Source organism: uncultured Polaribacter sp. (assembly GCF_947503875.1).
Classification (GTDB): Bacteria; Bacteroidota; Bacteroidia; order Flavobacteriales; family Flavobacteriaceae; genus Polaribacter.
Window position 1 is genome coordinate 117,214 of record NZ_CANNFH010000007.1, and the last position, 21,235, is coordinate 138,448.

Consider the following 21,235-nt stretch of genomic DNA (forward strand, 5'->3'; position numbering starts at 1 on the left):
CAAATTATGAAAACAAAAATTTTAATAATTGCCTTTATGGCAATAATTACACCTAAACTTCTAGGGCAAGATACGATAGAACAAATTCAACCTACAATTATGGTAATGCCGTTTACAAAGTCTGGGCAGAATGCATTAGATCTTTTTGAAAACGATTTTAAATGGCAATCTATTATTGCAAGAGTAAATAATGCATTTCAAGAAAGAGGTTTTAGACCAAAAGATTTACAAGAAACTATAAATCAAGTTAAAAAGACCAAAGCAATTAGCTCTTTAAAAAACGCAAATTTTAATGTGGAAGAAGCTATTTATATGGAAGCCAGAACAGATATTATTGTAAAAGCTTTTATAAATATTTTTTCTGAAGATGGCATTAATAATAGCGTACAAGTTTCATTAAAAGCTATAGAAACATCGTCTAGAATGTCTTTGTATGATTTACCTACAGCTACCTCACCACCATTTAAAACAACAGATTATGGATATTTAGTGGATAGAATTTTAACAGAAGAAAATAGAATCGAAAAATTTATAGATGGTTTAAATGAAGCATTTAAACAAATTGTAGACTTAGGAAAGGCTATTACTATAGAAATTATGGTAACCGAGGACAGTTTATTTAAATTGGATGATGAGATTGGCGAAGATGCCGATTTTATTTCTGAATTAATTACAGATTGGGTAAAGCAAAATGCTAATAAAAATCAATATAGAATTAAACAAGACTCAGAAAATATATTGAGTTTTGATGAGGTTAGAATCCCTTTAAGAACAGAAAGTGGTAATAACTATTCTATAAACGATTTTGCAAAAAGTATCTCTAAAGCAATAGCTAAAATTTGTAGTCAAAAAGAAGGCATAAAAGCTAAGAGAAGAAGAGCTTCTGTTTCAGAGGGAACTATAAGAATAATTTTACCTTAAAATACAATATCATGAAAATTAAAATAACATTTATTTTTTTATACTTAATTTCTTTACAAAGTATAAAATCTCAAGAAAGTGAAGAGTTATTAAGCTCTCGAATAAATTTATCTATTGTAATGCCTCAAAATGAAGAAAAAATTAATGCCGCAAATTTTGCTAAAATAAAATCTAAAATAAAACAGATTATTTCTAAAAATGGGGTCGCATCTACTGGGTATTATTCAGATTTTTTAATTTACCCAAGTATAGAAATTTACGATGAAGAAACTATAGATGCAGGTTTACAACCAATTCATATTATAAGTGGAGATTTTACACTTTTTGTAAAACAAGCTTCTACGAATAAGGAATTTGGTAGTGTTTCTATAAACTTTAAAGGTTCTGGTAGCAATAAATATAAGGCCATAAAAAACGGAATTTCTAAAATAAACACTAATAGAAGAGAATATGAAACTTTTTTAAAAAAGGTAAAATCTAAAATTGTAACACATTATCAAAACAATTGTAGTTTATATATTTCTGAAGCGAACAAATACAACGCTAGTAAAAAGTATGATCAGGCGCTAGTTCAATTATTATCAATTCCTGCGGGAATTACAAACTGTAATTCAAAAATAAATTCAAGAATTATTCAATATTACAAAAACTACACAAACAGCGTTTGCGAACAAAAATTACTTAGAGCAAATGGTTATTATAGCGAAAAACAATACTCTAAAGCCATAATCTCTTTACAATCCATAAGTCCAGAATCAAAATGTAAGACCAATGCATTTTCATTAATGAAAAAAATTGAGAAGAATATTAATAACAAACAAAAGCAAGAATTAGATATTGCTAAGAAAATTTATACAGATAAGGTTGCTATGGAAAAAAGTAGAATAGCCGCTATTAAAGAAATTGCTTTAGCGTATTACAAAAACCAGCCCGATACTAAAATTAATATTATTAAATAACCTAGAAATTATAACAATAAATAGCAAACGAAATGATCAAGAAAGGTTGTTGCTTATTATTTTATTTTCTACTATTAAAATACTAATAATAATTGGCATGACTAGAATCTACCTAAAGTATTTGCTTTTAAATTTTAGTACATCTCAACAAATACATAAATAAATAAGGATATTAAAATTGGAAACAGAAGATATTATAAACAAAATACAGGAATAGCAATACTCTAACTGTGAATCTATTCATTAAAAAAAAATTTAATCGGAGATATTTTTGTTTTATAAACTATTTTAAAACTTACCTAATTGTAGGTATTTAAATAACCCAAAAGAACTTGTAATTTTACCCCATATTAATCAACATATTCTATATAATGAAAAAGAATAATTTATTACTTACAGGTTTAGTATTAGCAATAACTATTGGATTTTCTTCATGCGAAGCTACCGAAGAAGTTGTTTGTAACACAGACGCAGCTTATGACGCTTATTTAAGTTCAGTTAGTAAATTTTCGAACAACCCAACTAAATCAAACTGTAACAATATGAAATCTAAAGCTAGAGATTTTATAAGTAAAGCAGGCGCTTGTGGTGGTATAGATACTAGTGCCGCTCAAAGATCAATAAACAGTATTGATTGTTCTGATTTTTAGTTAAACAAGCAATTTTTTATTGTAATTTTTAATGTAAGATAAAGATAGAATTTTAACTATCTCTATCTTACTTTAATTTCCTACTTCATTTATAAATTTAATACGCATTAATCGCAATTCATCTTCATCATAATCCCCATCAAATTCATCTAAAGCTTCTTGAATATTATCTGATTCTGCTTCCATAAAATACTCATGTATTTCCTCTTGTTGGTCTTCATCTAAAAAATCATCTAAAGCATAATTAATATCTAATTTAGTACCAGAATAAATAATTACTTCCATTTCTTTAATTAAGGTAGGTAATTCTATTCCTTTAGATTTCGCTATATCTTCTAATGGCAATTTTCTATCTGTATTTTGTATAATATATAACTTTAACCCAGAGTTTGTTCCTGTACTTTTTACAATTAAATCATCTGGTCTTAAAACTTCATTTTCATCTACATAAGCTGCTATTATTTTCACAAATTCTTTACCAAATTTTCTGGCCTTACCTTCTCCTACTCCATGCACAGTTGCTAGTTCTTCCAAATTTGTGGGATATTTTAAAGCCATATCATCTAAAGATGGATCTTGAAAAACAGCAAAAGGAGGAACTCCTAATTTAGTAGCTACCTTTTTACGTAAATCTTTTAATAATTTCACTAAATTTACATCAGTAACGCCAGCAGAAGATTTTGCATTGGTAATTATAGCATTATCATTTTCTTCAGAATACACATGGTCTTCTGTCATTAAAAAAGAAGTAGGGTTTTCTAAATACTTTTTACCTTCTTCCGTAAGTTTAACAACCCCATATTGCTCAATTTCTTTTTTAATGAAATTCACCACAAGTATCTGCCTAATTAAAGCCATCCAATAGCCTGCAGATTTATCTTTACCAATACCAAAAAAAGGTTGTGTGTGTGTTTTATGGCTGGTTAATAAAGCATTTTCTTTACCAACTAAAGTATTTACAACTGCTTTAGATTTGTATTTTTGCATGGTGTTTTTAATAACAGAAAGCAATTTTACAACATCTTCCTTGGCCTCGTGTTTTTTCTTTGGATTTCTAGAGTTGTCATCCATATCTGCACCTTCTCCATTCACTTCATCAAAATCTTCACCAAAATAATGCAATAAATATTTACGCCTATTCATAGACGTTTCTGCATATCCTACAACTTCTTGTAATAACGCATGGCCAATTTCTTGTTCAGCCACAGGCTTACTTGCCATAAATTTCTCTAGCTTTTCTATATCTTTATACGCATAAAAAGCCAAACAATAGCCTTCACCATCATCTCTACCTGCTCTACCTGTTTCTTGGTAGTAACTTTCTAAGCTTTTTGGAATATCATGGTGAATTACAAAACGCACATCTGGCTTGTCTATTCCCATACCAAAAGCTATGGTTGCAACTACAATATCACAATTTTCCATTAAAAACATATCTTGATGCTTTACACGTGTTTTCGCATCTAAACCTGCATGATAAGGCACTGCATTTAAACCATTTACTTGTAAAATTTGCGCAATTTCTTCTACCTTTTTCCTGCTTAAGCAGTAAATAATTCCAGACTTACCAACGCGTTGCTTTACAAAACGGATTATGTCTTTTTCTACTTCTTTGGTTTTTGGCCTTACTTCATAAAACAAATTTGCTCTATTAAAAGAAGCCTTAAATCTATTGGCATCTGTAATGCCTAATGTTTTTAAAATATCTTCTTGTACTTTTTCTGTGGCTGTAGCTGTTAAACAAATTACAGGTACATCATCTATCGCCTTTATAATGTGTTTTAAATTTCTATATTCTGGTCTAAAATCATGACCCCATTCAGAAATACAATGGGCTTCATCAATAGCAACAAAAGATATTTTTTGAGTCTTTAAAAAAGCCACATATTCTTCTTTTACTAAAGATTCTGGTGCAACATATAAAAGTTTGGTAATTCCGTTACTAATATCATCCTTTACCTGTGCAACATCTGTCTTATTTAAAGAGGAATTTAAAACATGAGCAACCCCATTATTTTCTGAGATCCCTCGAATTGCATCTACCTGATTTTTCATTAAGGCAATTAGAGGAGAAACTACAATTGCAGTGCCTTCTTGCATTAAAGCAGGCAATTGGTAGCAAAGCGATTTACCACCACCTGTTGGCATAATCACAAAAGTGTTTTTACCGTTAACAATACTTTTAACTACTTCTTCTTGTAAGCCTTTAAATTTACTAAATCCAAAAAACTTTTTAAGAGGACTGTGTACATCCATTTGTAAAATATTCGTTTAAAATAAAAAGAACCTACAAACCTACTTTATAATTTGATGTAACTATTTTTTGTAGTAAATTTGTCTGTTTCTTAATCTAAAGATATAACTTTTTTTTATTCTGATAAATACAAACTATTGAAAAATTCAAATACTATTTTACAAACCGCGAAAAACACCATTATACTGGAAAGTGAAGCTATTAAAAATCTTGCAATTCTTTTAGATGATAATTTTGAAAAGGCTGTAAATTTTATTTTAAATGCAAATGGTAGAGTTGTAATTACAGGAATAGGAAAAAGTGCAAATATTGCTACCAAAATTGTGGCAACCTTAAACTCTACAGGCACACCCGCTATTTTTATGCATGCTGCCGATGCCATACATGGCGATTTAGGTAACGTACAAAAAAATGATGTGGTTATTTGTTTATCTAAAAGTGGCAATACTCCAGAAATTAAAGTGTTGGTACCTTTAATTAAAAACTACGGTAATAAAATTATAGCAATAACAGGAAATATCAACTCTTTTTTAGGCAAAAATGCAGATTATACCTTAAACACCTTTGTAGAAAAAGAGGCTTGTGGCAACAATTTAGCGCCAACTAGCAGCACTACTGCACAATTGGTTATGGGAGATGCTTTGGCTATTTGCTTGCAAGAACTGAGAGGTTTTTCTAGTAAAGATTTTGCCAAATATCATCCTGGAGGTGCTTTAGGCAAACGTTTATATCTTAGAGTAGCAGATTTAATTAGTAAGAATGAAGTTCCTAAAATTAAAAGCACAGATAGTATTGCAAAAGTAATTGTAGAAATTTCTGAAAAAAGATTAGGTGTTACAGCTGTTATAGAAAATGATAAACTTGTAGGTATTATAACAGATGGTGATATTAGAAGAATGCTCGCTAAAACTACCGCAATTGATAATTTTAAAGCCAAAGACATCATGGGTAAAAACCCTAAAACGATTGGTATAAATGCTATGGCAGTAGAAGCTTTAGAAAAGCTAGAAAGCAACAATATAACTCAGATTCTTGTGGTAGATGACAACGAAAAATATACAGGAGTTGTGCATTTACACGATTTAATTAAAGAAGGAATTTTCTAATGGCAGATACACAAAAAGAAATGTCCTTTTTAGGACATTTAGAAGAATTACGTTGGCATTTGGTAAGAAGTGCAGCTGCAATACTAATTATTGCAATTGTTATTTTTACTTTTCAAAAAGAAGTGTATGAGCATTTTTTATTGGCGCATTTAAAGTCAGACTTTGTTACCTATCGTTATTTTTGTCATATTTTTCAACTTATACATATTGAGAGTGCTTTTTGTGAGGTTTCTTTTTCTGATACCAAACTGCAAAGTATAGAGGTTACTTCACAATTAATGAGTGCAATTTGGACTTCATTAATCTTGGGTATTATTTTATCTTTTCCTTATATATTGTGGGAAATTTGGCGCTTTGTTTCACCAGGATTAACCGCTAAAGAAATTAAAAACTCAAGAGGATTTATCTTTGTAGCTTCTTTATTGTTCTTTATTGGTGTAGCCTTTAGTTTTTATGTAATTGCACCTATTTCTGTGCACTTTCTATACAACTATCAAATAACAGATGAAATTGTAAATAGTTTTAAACTAAGATCTCATATTGGCTTAATTACAAATATGTTGCTCGGTGTTTCAATTCTTTTTGAATTGCCAGTTTTAGTTTACTTTTTAACAAAAGCAGGTCTTATAACACCAGAATTTTTAAGAAAATACAGAAAACATGCTTTAGTGGTTGTATTAATAGTGGCAGCAATTATTACGCCACCAGATATTGCCAGTCAGGTAATTGTAGCCATACCCATATTAATATTGTATGAAATAAGTATAAGAGTTTCTAAAATAGTGATAAAAAACCAACAAAAGAATGCACAAAAAAGTCCAAGAATTTAATGATTATCGTTCTAAAATGAACGAAAGAATATTAGAATCTGATAATAAAGTAATAAAAAGAATTTTTAATTTAGACACCAATACCTTTGCAGCAGGACATTTACCTGTTAAAACGAAAGAGTTACTAGGTTTAGTAGCATCTGCAGTTTTAAGATGTGATGATTGTGTGCAATACCACTTAGAAGCCGCAAAAAAAAATGGAGTAACCACAGCAGAAATGATGGAAACTATGGCCATTGCTAATTTAGTTGGTGGTACTATAGTAATTCCGCATTTAAGAAGAGCTGTAGAATATTGGGATTTTCTTGAAAATAAAGAAGCATAATTATTGATTTGTTTTGCTATGCGAATGTTTGTGATGGATTTAAGAATTTTACAAATTTAGATTAAATACATTTAAACAATTCAACAGTTCAACAATTACACATTTTTAAATATGATTTTAAAGGCAGAAAATATTCAAAAAATCTACGGCAGTAGAAAAGTAGTACAAGGCATTTCTTTAGAAGTACAACAAGGTGAAATTATTGGACTTTTAGGACCAAATGGCGCTGGAAAAACAACTTCTTTTTACATGATTGTGGGCATGATAAAGCCTAATTTTGGTAAAATCTATTTAGATGATGAAGAAATTACGCAAGATGCCATGTACAAACGTGCACAAAAAGGTATTGGATATTTAGCGCAAGAAGCTTCTGTTTTTAGAAAATTATCTGTAGAAGATAATATCATGTCTGTATTGCAATTTACAGGGCGCTCTAAAAAAGAACAAAAAATAAAATTAGAATCTTTAATTGAAGAGTTTAATATTGGTCATGTGCGTAAAAATAGAGGAGATTTATTGTCTGGAGGAGAAAGACGTAGAACAGAAATTGCACGTTGTTTGGCCTCAGATCCTAATTTTATACTTTTAGACGAACCTTTTGCAGGTGTAGATCCAATTGCTGTAGAAGACATACAAAGCATTGTAGCACAACTGAAAAATAAAAATATAGGTATTTTAATTACAGATCATGATGTGCAAGCAACTTTAGCTATAACAGACAAAACCTACTTAATGTACCAAGGAAGCATTTTAAAAAGTGGTACTCCAGAAGAATTGGCTGCAGATGAAATGGTGCGTAAAGTGTATTTGGGTAAAGATTTTGAGTTAAAAAAGCGAAAGTTTATTTAAGAAAACTACCTATATTTAATTGCTAAGACAACTTTGCTGTTTCTTTACTTTTAGAATTCGCTATTACAGATAAAACAATATACAAAATAATTATTAGCGGTATTGAAGCATATTTTGTGGTCACAATTAATAAAATTGAAGCCAATAAGAAAATATATTTAATCCAATTATTTTTAATGGAATACTCTTTAAATTTTAGAGAAAATAAAGGGATTTCTGCATTCATTACAAAAGTTAAACACAACGTAATACAAATTAAAACGTATTTATTTTGCAATAAAATTTCTACAAAGTATAAATCGGTTTGCATTTTAATTAAAGGTAAAGAAATTATAAACAAACTCATGGCAGGCGTTGGTAAACCTATAAAAGAATCAGTTTGCCTAGTATCTATATTAAATTTAGCAAGCCTGTAACAAGCGCCTAAAGTTAACAATAAACCTAAAAATTGTATGGGTGCAAACTGAAGTCCATATTCAGTTATTGTTTCAATTTCTTCAAAAGAACCTTCAAAAGTATTTAAAGCCAACAATTGAAACATAATTATACCAGGTACAACACCACTAGTAACCACATCTGCTAACGAATCTAGTTGTTTTCCCAACTCGCCAGAAACGCCTAATAAACGCGCCGCAAAACCATCAAAAAAATCTAATAAAATTCCTAACACTACAAATAAAGCAGCCATGTCAAACGCCTTTTCTACGGCATAAATTGTAGCAATAATACCACAGAAAAGATTACCAAGCGTAATTAAATTGGGGATGTGTTTTTTCATTTAGTTTCTAGTAAAGCGCTAAAGTAAGCAATCCTATTTTGAAGTTTTTTAAAATCTTTCTTTTTTTATGTACTTTTAATAAATTTAGCAAACTAAATGTAATATGCCAATTATAAAATCTACCTTCTCACCTACTTTACCTTTTAAAAACGGACATTTCAATACCATGTATCGTCCTCTTTTTAGGAAAGATACTTGCAAATATCAAAGAAAAAGAATTACAACTTGGGACAAAGATTTTATAGATTTAGATTTTTCTTTTCAAAATTCTAAAACCTTAGTAGTACTTATACATGGTTTAGAAGGCAGCTCACAATCTACATACATTACAGCAACAAGTAATTATTTAAATGCTAAAAAAATAGACACGGTTTGTTTTAACCTAAGAAGCTGCAGTGGCCAGGATAATTTACTTTTAGCAACCTATCATACTGGGAAAACTGATGATGTGCATTTTGTTGTAAACCATCTGCTACAAAATTATGCTTATGAAAATGTGATACTTGTTGGATTTAGCTTGGGTGGCAATTTAACTTTAAAATATCTTGGGGAATATCAACAACAATTAAACGAGCGTATTAAAGGTGGTATTGCCATTTCTGTGCCTGTAGATATTGCCTCTGCCGAATTGGAATTGGATAAATTAAAAAATAAATTGTACGTTGAATTGTTTTTTAAAACCATGAAAAACAAAATCTTAGAGAAGGCATTTAAATTTCCTGAGTTTCATTTAGACAAAGAAAAACTATTTAAAGCTACTAAATTTAAGCATTTAGAACATTTGTACACTGTACCTGTTTTTGGTTTTAAAAGTCCGGAAGATTATTGGCAAAAAGCAAGTTCAAAACCCTATATTCCAAAAATAAAATTGCCTTCACTACTTATAAATGCTAAAGATGATAGCTTTTTGTCTGCTGCATGTTATCCTGAAAAAGAAGCCAAACAATCGGATTATTTCTATTTAGAAACTCCAAATTATGGCGGACATTGTGGTTTTATAAGCTCTTTTAAATCTCAAGAAAACAATTGGTTAGAACAAAGAATATACAATTTTATTCGAAAAAAAATATTAATTTAATTCCTTCCAACAATAAGTTTATAAAACTAGGGTTTATTTTAATAGGATTTAAGATATTTGTTATTGTTAAATAGAACATTATTTGAAATTTAAAGCTTTATACATATTCCTTTTTAGCACCATAATTTGCAGTGCACAAGCCTTTAGAAATTATTCTAACGAATTTTTAAATATTGGGGTAGATGCTGCTGCACTTGGAATGAGCAAAGCAGTAGTAGCCTCTACAAATAATGTAAATGCTATTTATTGGAATCCTGCTGGTTTGGTGGGTATAGAAGATTATGAAGGTTCTGTAATGCATGCCTCCTATTTTGCAGGTATTGCTAATTTTAATCATGCTGCTTTTGCAATGCCAATAGATAAAGAAAGTGCCTTAGGTATTTCTATCATTCGTTTTGGTGTAGATGATATTTTAAATACAACAGAATTAATTGATGCAGAAGGAAACATAGATTTTAATAGAATTAGTTTGTTTTCTGCAGCAGATTACGCTTTTAATTTTTCTTATGCTAGAAACCTTATTTTTAAAGACTTAAAATTTGGTATGAATGCAAAAGTTATCAGAAGAACCATTGGTAATTTTGCTTCTTCTTGGGGTGTTGGTTTTGATGCAGGTATACAGTTTGAAAGAAAAGGTTGGATGTTTGGACTTATGGTTAGAGATATTACAACCACCTACAATACATGGACAGTTAATGAAAATGAATTTGAAAAAATAAGAAATGCCATTCCTGGCCAAAATCAAGAGTTACCAGAAACTACAGAAATTACCAAACCTAAGATGCAATTAGGCGCTGCAAAGGTGTTCAGAATTGGTAGATTTATGAATTTACTTACAGAAATTGATTTAAATGCGCGCTTTGCAAGAACAAATGATGTAATTTCTACTAATTTTGTAAGTATAGATCCTGCTTTAGGCTTTCAATTAGATTATGAAAATATGGTATATTTAAGAGCTGGAGTTGGTAATTTTCAAAACACAACAGAATTTGACAACAGTACATCTCTCTCTTTACAGCCAAATTTAGGTATTGGCTTTAATTACAAAGGCATTCAAATAGATTATGCCCTTAGTAATATTGGTAGCGTTGGCAATGCCTTATATTCTAACATATTTTCAGTTACATTTGATTATTCTTTTTTTAGACTTTAAAAAACAGTACTAAACAATGACAAAAAAGTACTTTCTTTTATTTTTTAGTATCTTTCTTTTAAACAGTTTTTTTGCACAAATAAAACTTTCTGAAACTGCAGAAATCGGTATTATTACTGCAGGTCCTGGCAAAGCTTTGTATGAAAAATTTGGGCACTCTGCCATACGTATTAAAGATCCTGCAATAGGTTTAGACGTTATTTACAATTACGGTATTTTCGATTTCAATCAACCCAATTTTTACACCAATTTTGCACAAGGTAAAATGTACTATTTATTGGCGAAATACGACTTTAAATATTTTTTAAACAGTTATAGACACGATAAACGCTGGGTAAAACAACAAGTTTTAAACGTTAGTCAGAAAGAAAAACAAGCATTTTTTAACTATTTAGAAAAAAATACTTTAAAAGAAAATGCCACGTATTTGTATGATCCTTTTTTTAACAACTGCGCCACCAAATTAAGAGACATCACCAAAATAGCTTTCCAAAATAAAATAGACTTCAACCCTAAAACAATACCAGAAAAACAATCTTTACGGTTTTTAATGAACAAAGAATTACATTGGAATTCTTGGGGTAATTTTGGTATCAACCTTATTGCAGGTACAATTTTAGATAAGGAAAGAAAGATAACGGAATATATGTACTTACCAGATTATGTGCATGCATTGTTTAAAGAGGGCAAAATTTTAGGAAATACAAAAAATCAAAATTTAGTAAAACGAGAGGATGTTCTTTTAGATTACAAAGAAAATACTGAAAGCTTCTCAATTTTTAGTCCCGTTGTAATTTTTTCTGCCCTATTTATATTTGTACTATGGACTACCTTCAGAAATAAACAGACGAATCAGCGGAATAAATACTTAGATTTTATACTACTATTTACAAACGGCCTCCTTGGCTTTTTTCTATTATATCTATGGCTTTTTTCATCACATATAACAGCACCAAACAATTTTAATATTTTATGGGCATTTGCTCCAAATTTGTTTATTGCTTTTTTAACCTTGCAAAAAACTCCGAAAAAATGGTTACCATTTTATTTTAAAGGACTTGTAGTTTTACTTGTTTGTGTTGGTTTGCTATGGATTTTGAACATTCAAGTTTTCGCCCTCACTAACATTCCTATCTTATTACTAATTTTTGTAAGGTATTTGTACCTATCTAAACATTACTATCCTTTATAAAATAAAACGATAGTTATGGTTTTCATTAAGATTTTAAAATCTAAAAATGTATTGCGCTCTTTAATGTAGTACAAGTCGTACATCAATTTTGTCTCTTGCTCGGCAATGGTTTTGGCATAAGGGTAATTTACTTGCGCCCATCCTGTTAATCCTGGCCTAACTACATGTCTTATTGTATAAAACGGAATTTTCTCTTCCAAATCCTTTACAAACTCAGGTCTTTCTGGCCTTGGACCAATAATACTCATTTCTCCTTTTAAAATATTAAAAAACTGAGGTACTTCATCTACACGAGTATTTCTTAAAAATTTTCCAAAGGTGGTTATTCTATTGTCATTTTGTTGTGCCCAAACTGCACCATTACGTTCTGCATTTTGAACCATAGAGCGTAACTTAAATATTTTAAAACAATTGCCATTCTGCCCTACTCTTGTTTGCGTGTAAAACAAAGGACCTCTATTCCCAAATAAATTACCAATACTAATAAGTGGACTCAAACATAAAAACACAAAAAGACCAAATACTGCAACTAAGATATCTACAAAGCGCAAACCAAACAAATATAATCTACTGGTATTATTTTTACTAAAATTTAAATATTCATAAAAATTAGCAGCTAAATAGTCTTTAGGTACCCTGTTATTAATTTCCTCATAAAAATTAGAGTAACTAACAATATTAATCCCTTTTTTAAAAAAAAGAATGAGCTCTTTATTTAAATTATTTATAAAGTCTTTTTCTAAACCTATTCTAGAAATCACCAATTCATTTACTGGCAAACAGTTCAAAGAATCTGATATTTTTGTAGTTGCTAAGTTTTTAAAACCGGGCACACCTTCTATTTTTTTATCTGTGTAATATGCAATTAAATTATGAATATGGTCTTCATATACTGCACGAACCATTTCTTCTATGCGCTCTTTTTTACCTACAAATATTATGGTTTTAAAATATTTTGGCGAAAAAACAAAGGCAATATAAATAAACCTCCAGATAATTACAGGTACTGTTATGGCCAAGAAAAAATAGACAATTTGTAGACGGTTTGTTGGTAGAACAGGAGAGATATAAGGCGTAAAAATATAAAATACTACCGTAGCAAAGGTAGTTACCACAATACTTCTAATTACCAAATACCTGTTATTAGAAATCTTTAAATTAAAAAGTTGAAATATTTCTCCAAAAATTAAGTAGTACGCTGCTAAAAGTAACAGCCAACGAAATATGTATGCATTATAAAAACTAAGATAACTAAACTTAAAGAATTCAAAAGACACGAATAAACCTAAAATAATAGCAAACACATCTATTAGACGTAAAAAAAACTTACGCTCAGAAATGTTAAAATTATATTTTTTATTCATGATAAACCTTTTCTGCTAAAACCTAATTAAAAGGACACTTTCCCAAAAATAGGTTAATATGAGGTGGTTTTAAAATATTTTTTCATATAAATTACTTAAATAACTATAGCTGTGGTATTTTTTTATGAAATCATAGCCTTTTAAGCCCAAATCTTTTCTTTCTTTTTCAGTCATTTGATACAGCTTATCTATCCCTTTAACTATAGCATCAGAAGATTCTGGAGCTACTATAATACCACAACCAGATAATTCTACTTGATCTTTTATTAATTCTGAAGACACTAAAATAGGTTTTTTAGCAAGCATATAGTCAAAATATTTGTTGTAAGAAACCCCATAATGATAAAGTTCAGATTTATACCTACTTACATAACAAACATCAAAATAATATAATATCGCTTGTACTTTAGCTTTACTTACTTTTCTTAAAAAGGTAATATTCTTAGCGTTTTCAACTTTCTTTTTTAAAGATTCTTTCAAGTAACCATCTCCAACTATTACAAAATGTATATTCGTATTTGTTTTCATTACTACTGAAGCTTGCACAAAAAACTCCATTGCATTTGCTAATCCTATAGTACCCGTATACCCAACAATAAATTTATGTTTAGGTATTAAGTTAACTATTTCTTTTTCTAAGTTTGTTTTTTCTGCTAAAGATTCATCAAAACCATTAGGGATGTACTTCACATTAACCTTATTTTTAGCTACAGTACTAATATATTCTTTTGTATTTGGTAATAATGAAACTACTTCATCAGCTTTATTATAGGCATATTTTTCAAAAAAACTTAAAAATTGTATAAACGCGTGCTTTTTTGAATATCCTTTTAAATGTATAGGAGTTAAAGGCCACAAATCTCTAACTTCAAAAATTAACTTTACATTTTTATATTTTTTTCTAAAAAACACACCATTTATAATGGGAAACATAGGCATTGAAGAAACCAAAATTATATCTGGTTTCTCAATAATAGTTGTATTTAAAAAAAATAATTTTAAGGTAAAAATGAAGTTACTAATAATTTTATAAAATCCTGTATTGGAATATTTAGGTGTTTTAATCCAATAAAAATCAATACCTTTTTTTATGTTTTCTTTGGTATACCATTTATTAGACAAATTAGGTTGTTTTATAAACAGATGATTATAAGACCCAGAAATAATTTTAATTTTATACCCTTTTTCTACCCACTTTTTACTTAAAAAAAAATGCCTTTCTCCCCAACCAGACTCTAAATTTCCTGCCGTTTGATTAATTACCCAAATTACTTTAGCCATTTGTTATGTTATTTATAACGGCTCTAAATTTACCATTTTTGTTTTTCGGAACATCTTTTAAATAAATAAATTTAACCTCGATATTATCTCCAATTTGATTTTCTAAACGACTTTTAATAATATTTTCAGAAGATTTAGCGTAGGTGTTTTCTACAACTAAATTAATACGAAAGTTTTCAATTTCCTCTTGTATAATTTGACCTAACATTAAGCCTTTAATTTCTAAAAATAAACTATGAAACCTATTAATTTCTCGTCCGTCTTTAGTAAAAACACAATCTTCTATCCTACCATTTATTTCTAAAATAGACGGCATATTTAGTTCTGAAACAGTATTTTGATTTATATTTTTAGTAGCTCTATCTCCTATTCTATACCTAATTAAAGGCTGATCAAAATTTAATAAGCCAGTTAATAAAACTTCCCCTTCCTTTCCATTTTCTACAGCATTTCCTTGTTTATCTACTAGCTCTAATACACCTGTATCTGGGCTAAAAAGAAAATCACCAAACCTATTTTGTGATACTAAACCGCAAGCTTCCATTCCACTATAAGTATCAAATGTTTTACAACCGTAGACTTTTTCTAAAATCTTTCTCATACTATCAGTCAATTTCTCACTAGAAGTGATTACTGCTTTTAGCTTTGGAATATTAATTTTATGCTCTAAAAATAATTTTGCCAAATAGTAATTACTCATTGCATACCCTACCATGTATTCAACTTTATTATCTATAATACCTTTTGCATAATTAGCCACTGTTTTATTGTTAATGTGATAAGCAGAAAAATAAGTTTGTTGTTCGGCTTTATTTATTCTGAAATATGGCGGTTTGGATTTAGTATCTCCAATTACTTTTCTTCCACCTATCATTCCTCTTGGTGTTTCCGCAGAAACTCCTGCCCAATTTAAAACCCTTGCCTCATAGGCAGCAAACCATTTTTGATGTGTTTTTTTAGAAAAATAAATACTTACTGGTGTTCCTGTACTTCCACTACTAAAAAGAAATTTCCCTTTCTCTTTTTCTTTTTCTTTTGATAATAATGTTGTTGTACCAAACTTTCTCAAGTCTTCCTTTTCTAAATAAGGCAAATTAGGTAAATCGGAAAGTTTAAAATTTGTAAAATCTTCTAAACTAAAACCAGCTTTGCTATATTTATCGTGATAAAAAGGAACATTTTTAAAGGCATTAATTAATAATTTTCTAAGTTCTTTTTCTTGATAATTTTCCCATTCTAAATGGGTAAAACTTTCACGCTCTTTAAATTTTAGTACTTCTCTTTTAAAAGTAGCTCCAAGTCTTCTGTTTTTCCAATAAAAACCATACATAGTAATGGCAAAATTTTGCAATTGCATTGGTAAACCATGATACATTTTATTTAAAAAGTTCATTATTTTAAGATTTCTTTCCAAGTATTTATAATTATACTACTATCAAAGGTTTCTACCTTTTGCCTTGCTTTAAATGGTATATTTTTAAATTCTCCTTCCAAAATTCTAACGATGGCTAAAGTCATCTCTTTGTAATTTTCTGGTGCAACCAATAGTGCATCTTTTTTATCTTCCAATAAATAAGGAATACCTCCAACATTTGTACTTACAACTGGTAATCCTAATGCCATAGCCTCCATAACACTAATTGGAGTATTGTCAAAATTGGTGGTGTTTATAAAAACATCATAGTCAGCTGCTTTTTTATGCCATGCCTCTTTTATAAGAACTCCTGTAAACACTACCTTATCCTTTAAATTATATTTTTCTACTAAATTCAAACAATTTTCATAGGTCCCATCTACAATTGGGCCAACCATACATAATGTTGCCTTCGGATATTCTTGCAGTAAAGTATGCAAAACTTCTATAGCCATTGTTGGGTTATATATTTTTTTAAACGCCCTTACCCATAATAATTTTGGCTGTATATTTTCTCGCTTTTTAAATGTATAGTTTTCAATCTCAATAATGTTTGGAATAAATTTTACCTGATACCCTTGTTTTTCAAATGCCGATTTTAAATAATGAGATGGCGCAATATTGTAATATGCATTATCAAATATTAATTTAGAAAAGAAAGTACTTTTTTTTATTCTGTTTGGCAAATTACCTCCATGCAATATGGGTATGTATTTTATATTGCATAATCTTGCCATTTGCGAAGTACACAAAGCATAGTAAAAATTAGTGCTGCTAAACGTATCTATTAAAATATAGCTTACTTTTTTTCTATACTTTAAAACGGCAAAACACATCTCTAAAAGTCTAATTATTCTATTGCTTTTGTCAGAACTAATAAAAATAGGATATCCCTCTTCTTTCAACAAATTACTTAATAACGTAAGTGTGGAATTGTATTTTGTCTTTTGGGTAAGATTATTTCCAATATAAAGCAAATTAGGCCTCTTCATAGTCTGTAATTTTAACTAAACTTAAGGCATAAACAAAACCAGGTATGGCAATTCGCATGGCAGAATGATTAATGGTTAAAAACCACATTAAATAAAACGAAATTACAAATGCTTTTTGATAAAAATTCCCCCGGAAAAAATTAAACAAAGGAACGATTAATAGTAAAATTAAAAGTAAAAACCCAATAAGACCATGCTCTTCCAATAAACGTCCTATTTCATTATGTGAGGCTGCTGTTATTTTTCCAATACTTTTTTGTCGTTCGTATTTTCCATTACCTACTCCAATACCTAAAGGGTATTCTAAAAAATTATCAAACTGTACTTGTATAATATCTAAACGCCCGCTAGTAATGTCTTCCTTTACTCCTATTTTGTTTTTACCTGCATATCTATTGTCCAACATTCCACCAGTAATATTAGAAGTATACAACCAAATGGCTGTTAAAAAGAAACCTCCAATAAAAATATATTTTATAAGTATTGAAAAGGAAACTTTTTTATACAAGCTGTAAAAAAATAAAAAAAGCGCAATAGAAATGATTGCTGTTAGAATTCCTCCTCTAGAAAACGTTAATAAACCTCTATAAGAGAAATAGATTAAAAAAAGCGCATCTAGGAACAAGTAACCTGAAAGTTTTGTTTTAGAGGCTATAAAAACGACTAAAATAAACATACCCAAACCAATTGCGGTGGCTACTTGGTTAGGGCCAAAACCACCTGAAGTTGCAAAATTTGCTTCTGAATTGAATACAATTTCTTTTAAATCTGGGGTTTTAAAATACATATAGGTTACCATGGAAAACAATGGTAATAACATAAAAAAAAGTGCATTTGAAAATTCCAGTTTAGTAATCGATCTTTTATAAAAATAGATTGCAGCGATTCCTAAACCTATTGGACCACTCAAATTAAATAAAATAGCTTTCCTTAAAGACTCTCCCTCTGGCACTTGGGTAAAAACAATACCTATTAACAACATTAGAATAAAAAAAATGTATTGAACAGCAAAAACTTGTTTAAATTTCCCGAAAAAGACACCTAACATTAAAAATAAAATCACACTGTACTTCCCTGTTTCATAGAGTATAAAACCATTAGTCATTCTTAAGAATACCTCAGCGCCTGTAATATAAGCGGCCAGCATAAAAGCTTCTTCACTTTTGTTTTGAGACTGATAGATTAGTAAAATTGGAATTACAACCACTATAAAACCATACAACTTTGGAAATACAGGTAATGTACCTAAAAAACCAAAGAGAATATGAATCGCAATAAACTGTAATTTATTATTTAAGATTTTCTCTATCAAACGAAAAAGTATAAATGTTAATTAAGTTTTCTATAAAATTTTCTTTCGAATAATTTTCTTTAACTGTGTTGTGTAAATTTTCTGCAAACATTAAAGCTTTATCCTTAGAAGATGCTAAACTTTTTAATTTGCTAGCCAAAGCAATTGCATCTTTGGTCTCCACTACATAACCCAATTTATTATTTTGAACTACTGCATTACACTGCCCTACATTAGTTACAATAACCGGTAATTTTGCCAAACCATATTCTAACAAAGCCAAAGGTAATCCCTCAAATTTAGAGGATAGTACACCAATATTTGACTGACTTAAAATAGACTCAATATCAGTACAACTGCCATATGCAAAAACAGTATTATTTAACTTCAATTCTTTTATCAAATTGAAAACCTTATCTGAATACTCATCATTATAATATTTTCCAATCAAATGTAAGGACCAATCTTGATGATCTAAACTAAAATTGGCAAATGCTTTTATTAATGTCTCATGATCTTTTTCTTCTCTAAAACTAGCCAAATGTACAATTCGTTTGCCATTTTCTCCTTTTAAAGTCGTTGTTTTTTTTACTTTTTGAAAAATTACAAAATTAGTTAAATAAAATACTTTTTTACAATACAATTGAAGTGCTACCCACTCTTTTAAATCTTTACTTACGGTTATTACAGCTGCAAAAAATAACGATTCTATTTTTAAAAAAAACAGTTGTAAACCTGATAAATTTAAATTTTTACCGTAGTGATTATGCCAAATCACTTTAATTTTTGGACAAACAATCTTAATACACATTACTAAAAAAGAAGAAGTGCCATGCGCATGCAATACAGTAATATTATTTTGTTTTAAAAATGTTCGTAGTCTAAAAAGGGCTCTGAAATCAACTATTTTAGCTCTTTTTAAAAACAAATAACCAACATCATCTTTTAAATTAATTTTTAAAGCGCCTTCTGCTCTTGTTGCACATAAAAAAGAACGCACATCATTAGCTGCCAGTTCATTTGCAATATTAACCGCTAAATTTTCTGCCCCACCAATATGCAAAGAATCAATTATTTGTAAAACACCTATTTTTTTCACTAAGCTAAAAGTTTTTTTATTTCAGCTTCAAACTTTTCTAAGGTATATTGCTGAGACCAATTGGCTGCTTTTACCACTTGTTCTTGATATATTTTAGGGTTTGCTAAATAATTAGCCACAATAGCGCTTACTTCTTTTGCAGTAACTTCCGCAGAAACCAAAGTACCTCTTTTACCGTGGTCTAGCATATCTGCAACACAGGATACATTAGAAGCTATGGGCAAACATTTCCAAAACATGGCCTCTGCCACTACTTTCGGCCAACCTTCAGATTTTGAAATAAAAAGCAAAAAATGAGAATTATTATAGGCTTTTTTAACGGCTGCTTTAGAAGTATTGCCGTGTAAAAAAACAGAATTCTCCATCTTGTTTGTAGCAATATATTGTTGTACTTTACTAAATTCAACACCATCACCGTACATATTTAAAATAACATTAAAACCTTTATCTTTTAAATCTTCAAGAGTTTTAACGGCAAGCATAGGTTGTTTCCCTCTAGAAAAATTACCTACAAAAATTAAATTTATGGTTTGCGAAATATCCTTAATACCAAGTTTTTCTATTTCTTCTTCTTTGTATGATGCTGTAAAAAAAGGAATGATATTTTTAGATTGATTTTCCCATTTTCCATATACCAACACTTTACAATTTTTAGTTAAAAAAGTATTGCTTAAAATCCATTTTTGTAATCTATAACTTAGCGGTTGTTTACTTCTAGGATCCCAATTACCCGCATATTTTACTGTTTTAGGCTTAGAAGGAAAGAATATTTGTACAAAACATGCTAACAATCCAATACTACCAGGTATTCTTAAATGAATATGGTCTGCCTTGTACATATTTATAAAAATTTTATAAAAAATATTAGGTAAGAATACTAATGTTTTAATTATTTCAATATTGGAAACTAAAGATACAGCTGGTATAGAGGAAACTTTTAATTTAGTTTTAAAAGAATCTACCAGTAATTTCTTTTTATACTTTGTTGGAGAAACAATAGTTGTTGTAGTAACATTATGAGTCCATAAATTAATTTCATTCACATAAGGAGCATATGAATAAAATTTGCCTTCTTTATATAAGGTTGGCGCGTCAGATATAATTAAAAATTTCATTAAATATAGCTTTTAGAGCCTAATTTATTAATAACTTTTGCCGGTACACCCAAAACAGTTGCATTATTTTCAATTGATTGTATTACCAAAGAGTTTGCAGCAATTGTACAGTTATTACCAACAACTATTTTACCGGCAATTACAGCATTCGCACCAATGTAAGTATTATTACCAATTACAGGAACTCCTCTTTTTTCTCCTCTACCACTAACACCAATAGTTACTCCTTGAGAAATATTACAATTATTACCAATAACAGTATTAGCATTTAAAATAATACCACCAAAATGTCCAATATAAAAAGAATGACCTATTTTACAAGAATAAGGTATTGAAATACCAGTAACAATTTCTATATATTTTTGAAAAATTACAGCAATTAATAAAAGTGGCTTTTTAAAAATTATGGGTAATTTACTTTTAAATATATAATTAGAAATTCTATAAACAATAATTGCCCAAAGTCCTTGAGTTGTTATAATTAAAACTAAAGACGATTTACCACTATATTGCTTATATTTAAAAAGATCTGATTTAAAAAACATGATAATATTAAAAGATGAAGTAAAAATAAACTATAATAT

20 protein-coding genes are annotated in these 21,235 nt (G+C 29.2%); 10 read left to right on the plus strand and 10 right to left on the minus strand.

Going from position 1 to position 21,235, the window contains the following annotated elements:
* The first annotated feature begins 6 nt into the window (after nt 1-6).
* From Q0684_RS12085 to Q0684_RS12095, 3 genes are all read left to right on the plus strand, one after another.
* Nucleotides 7-921 (plus strand): DUF6175 family protein, encoded by a 915-nt coding sequence (locus tag Q0684_RS12085; protein WP_299017107.1) that lies wholly within the window; start codon nt 7-9, stop codon nt 919-921.
* An 11-nt stretch (nt 922-932) separates the two neighbouring features.
* A complete protein-coding gene (locus Q0684_RS12090) occupies nt 933-1,880 on the plus strand; it encodes a hypothetical protein (RefSeq protein ID WP_299017109.1) in 948 nt (315 codons plus the stop codon).
* 371 nt (nt 1,881-2,251) lie between these two features.
* Nucleotides 2,252-2,530 carry a hypothetical protein gene (locus Q0684_RS12095; protein WP_299017112.1) on the plus strand — a complete coding sequence of 93 codons (279 nt, stop codon included), beginning with the start codon at nt 2,252-2,254 and terminating at the stop codon, nt 2,528-2,530.
* A 72-nt stretch (nt 2,531-2,602) separates the two neighbouring features.
* Here the strand turns inward: Q0684_RS12095 and Q0684_RS12100 are convergent, their stop codons facing one another.
* Nucleotides 2,603-4,786 carry an ATP-dependent DNA helicase RecQ gene (locus Q0684_RS12100; RefSeq protein ID WP_299017114.1) on the minus strand — a complete coding sequence of 728 codons (2,184 nt, stop codon included), beginning with the start codon at nt 4,784-4,786 and terminating at the stop codon, nt 2,603-2,605.
* A 135-nt stretch (nt 4,787-4,921) separates the two neighbouring features.
* Here Q0684_RS12100 and Q0684_RS12105 point away from each other — a divergent pair, with 135 nt between their 5' ends.
* From Q0684_RS12105 to lptB, 4 genes are all read left to right on the plus strand, one after another.
* Nucleotides 4,922-5,890 (plus strand): KpsF/GutQ family sugar-phosphate isomerase, encoded by a 969-nt coding sequence (locus Q0684_RS12105; protein ID WP_299017116.1) that lies wholly within the window; start codon nt 4,922-4,924, stop codon nt 5,888-5,890.
* Nucleotides 5,890-6,720 carry a twin-arginine translocase subunit TatC gene (tatC, locus tag Q0684_RS12110; RefSeq protein ID WP_299017119.1) on the plus strand — a complete coding sequence of 277 codons (831 nt, stop codon included), beginning with the start codon at nt 5,890-5,892 and terminating at the stop codon, nt 6,718-6,720. Before Q0684_RS12105 ends, tatC begins: the two co-directional genes overlap by 1 nt.
* Nucleotides 6,695-7,045 (plus strand): carboxymuconolactone decarboxylase family protein, encoded by a 351-nt coding sequence (locus Q0684_RS12115; RefSeq protein WP_299017122.1) that lies wholly within the window; start codon nt 6,695-6,697, stop codon nt 7,043-7,045. The genes tatC and Q0684_RS12115 overlap by 26 nt, the downstream gene beginning before the upstream one ends.
* Before the next feature lie 111 nt (nt 7,046-7,156).
* Nucleotides 7,157-7,894, plus strand: a complete 738-nt coding sequence (gene lptB / locus Q0684_RS12120; RefSeq protein ID WP_299017124.1) for an LPS export ABC transporter ATP-binding protein — start codon at nt 7,157-7,159, stop codon at nt 7,892-7,894.
* 22 nt (nt 7,895-7,916) lie between these two features.
* Here lptB and Q0684_RS12125 read toward each other — a convergent pair whose 3' ends face one another.
* Complete coding sequence (locus Q0684_RS12125) at nt 7,917-8,672, minus strand: CDP-alcohol phosphatidyltransferase family protein (protein ID WP_299017127.1); 756 nt, start codon at nt 8,670-8,672, stop codon at nt 7,917-7,919.
* Between the two features lie 103 nt (nt 8,673-8,775).
* On the opposite strand from Q0684_RS12125, the gene Q0684_RS12130 reads away from it, so the two are divergent.
* The 3 genes from Q0684_RS12130 (at nt 8,776) to Q0684_RS12140 (ending at nt 12,095) form a co-directional block, all read left to right on the plus strand.
* Entirely contained in the window at nt 8,776-9,750 is a 975-nt protein-coding gene (locus tag Q0684_RS12130) for an alpha/beta fold hydrolase (RefSeq protein WP_299017130.1), read from the plus strand.
* An 82-nt stretch (nt 9,751-9,832) separates the two neighbouring features.
* Nucleotides 9,833-10,903, plus strand: coding sequence for a PorV/PorQ family protein (locus Q0684_RS12135; RefSeq protein ID WP_299017133.1), 1,071 nt, complete (start codon nt 9,833-9,835; stop codon nt 10,901-10,903).
* Between the two features lie 16 nt (nt 10,904-10,919).
* Nucleotides 10,920-12,095: a DUF4105 domain-containing protein gene (locus Q0684_RS12140; protein ID WP_299017136.1), complete on the plus strand. Its 1,176-nt coding sequence runs from the start codon at nt 10,920-10,922 to the stop codon at nt 12,093-12,095.
* On the opposite strand, the gene Q0684_RS12145 is transcribed toward Q0684_RS12140, so the two are convergent.
* The 8 genes from Q0684_RS12145 to Q0684_RS12180 form a co-directional block, all read right to left on the minus strand.
* Nucleotides 12,083-13,459, minus strand: coding sequence for an exopolysaccharide biosynthesis polyprenyl glycosylphosphotransferase (locus tag Q0684_RS12145; RefSeq protein ID WP_299017139.1), 1,377 nt, complete (start codon nt 13,457-13,459; stop codon nt 12,083-12,085). The two genes, Q0684_RS12140 and Q0684_RS12145, sit on opposite strands and share 13 nt — an antisense overlap.
* Before the next feature lie 69 nt (nt 13,460-13,528).
* The gene (locus Q0684_RS12150; protein WP_299017142.1) at nt 13,529-14,740 is read right to left on the minus strand and encodes a glycosyltransferase family 4 protein; all 1,212 of its coding nucleotides are present in this window, start codon (nt 14,738-14,740) and stop codon (nt 13,529-13,531) included.
* Entirely contained in the window at nt 14,733-16,133 is a 1,401-nt protein-coding gene (locus Q0684_RS12155) for a hypothetical protein (RefSeq protein WP_299017144.1), read from the minus strand. Before Q0684_RS12155 ends, Q0684_RS12150 begins: the two co-directional genes overlap by 8 nt.
* A complete protein-coding gene (locus Q0684_RS12160; RefSeq protein WP_299017147.1) occupies nt 16,133-17,146 on the minus strand; it encodes a glycosyltransferase family 4 protein in 1,014 nt (337 codons plus the stop codon). The genes Q0684_RS12155 and Q0684_RS12160 overlap by 1 nt, the downstream gene beginning before the upstream one ends.
* On the minus strand, nt 17,133-18,458 hold the full coding sequence (locus Q0684_RS12165; protein WP_299017150.1) for an O-antigen ligase family protein: 1,326 nt from the start codon (nt 18,456-18,458) through the stop codon (nt 17,133-17,135). The genes Q0684_RS12160 and Q0684_RS12165 overlap by 14 nt, the downstream gene beginning before the upstream one ends.
* The gene (locus tag Q0684_RS12170) at nt 18,436-19,536 is read right to left on the minus strand and encodes a glycosyltransferase (RefSeq protein ID WP_299017153.1); all 1,101 of its coding nucleotides are present in this window, start codon (nt 19,534-19,536) and stop codon (nt 18,436-18,438) included. Before Q0684_RS12170 ends, Q0684_RS12165 begins: the two co-directional genes overlap by 23 nt.
* Nucleotides 19,536-20,651 (minus strand): glycosyltransferase, encoded by a 1,116-nt coding sequence (locus Q0684_RS12175; RefSeq protein ID WP_299017157.1) that lies wholly within the window; start codon nt 20,649-20,651, stop codon nt 19,536-19,538. Before Q0684_RS12175 ends, Q0684_RS12170 begins: the two co-directional genes overlap by 1 nt.
* Complete coding sequence (locus Q0684_RS12180) at nt 20,651-21,196, minus strand: serine acetyltransferase (RefSeq protein WP_299017160.1); 546 nt, start codon at nt 21,194-21,196, stop codon at nt 20,651-20,653. The genes Q0684_RS12175 and Q0684_RS12180 overlap by 1 nt, the downstream gene beginning before the upstream one ends.
* Between the last annotated feature and the right edge of the window lie 39 nt (nt 21,197-21,235).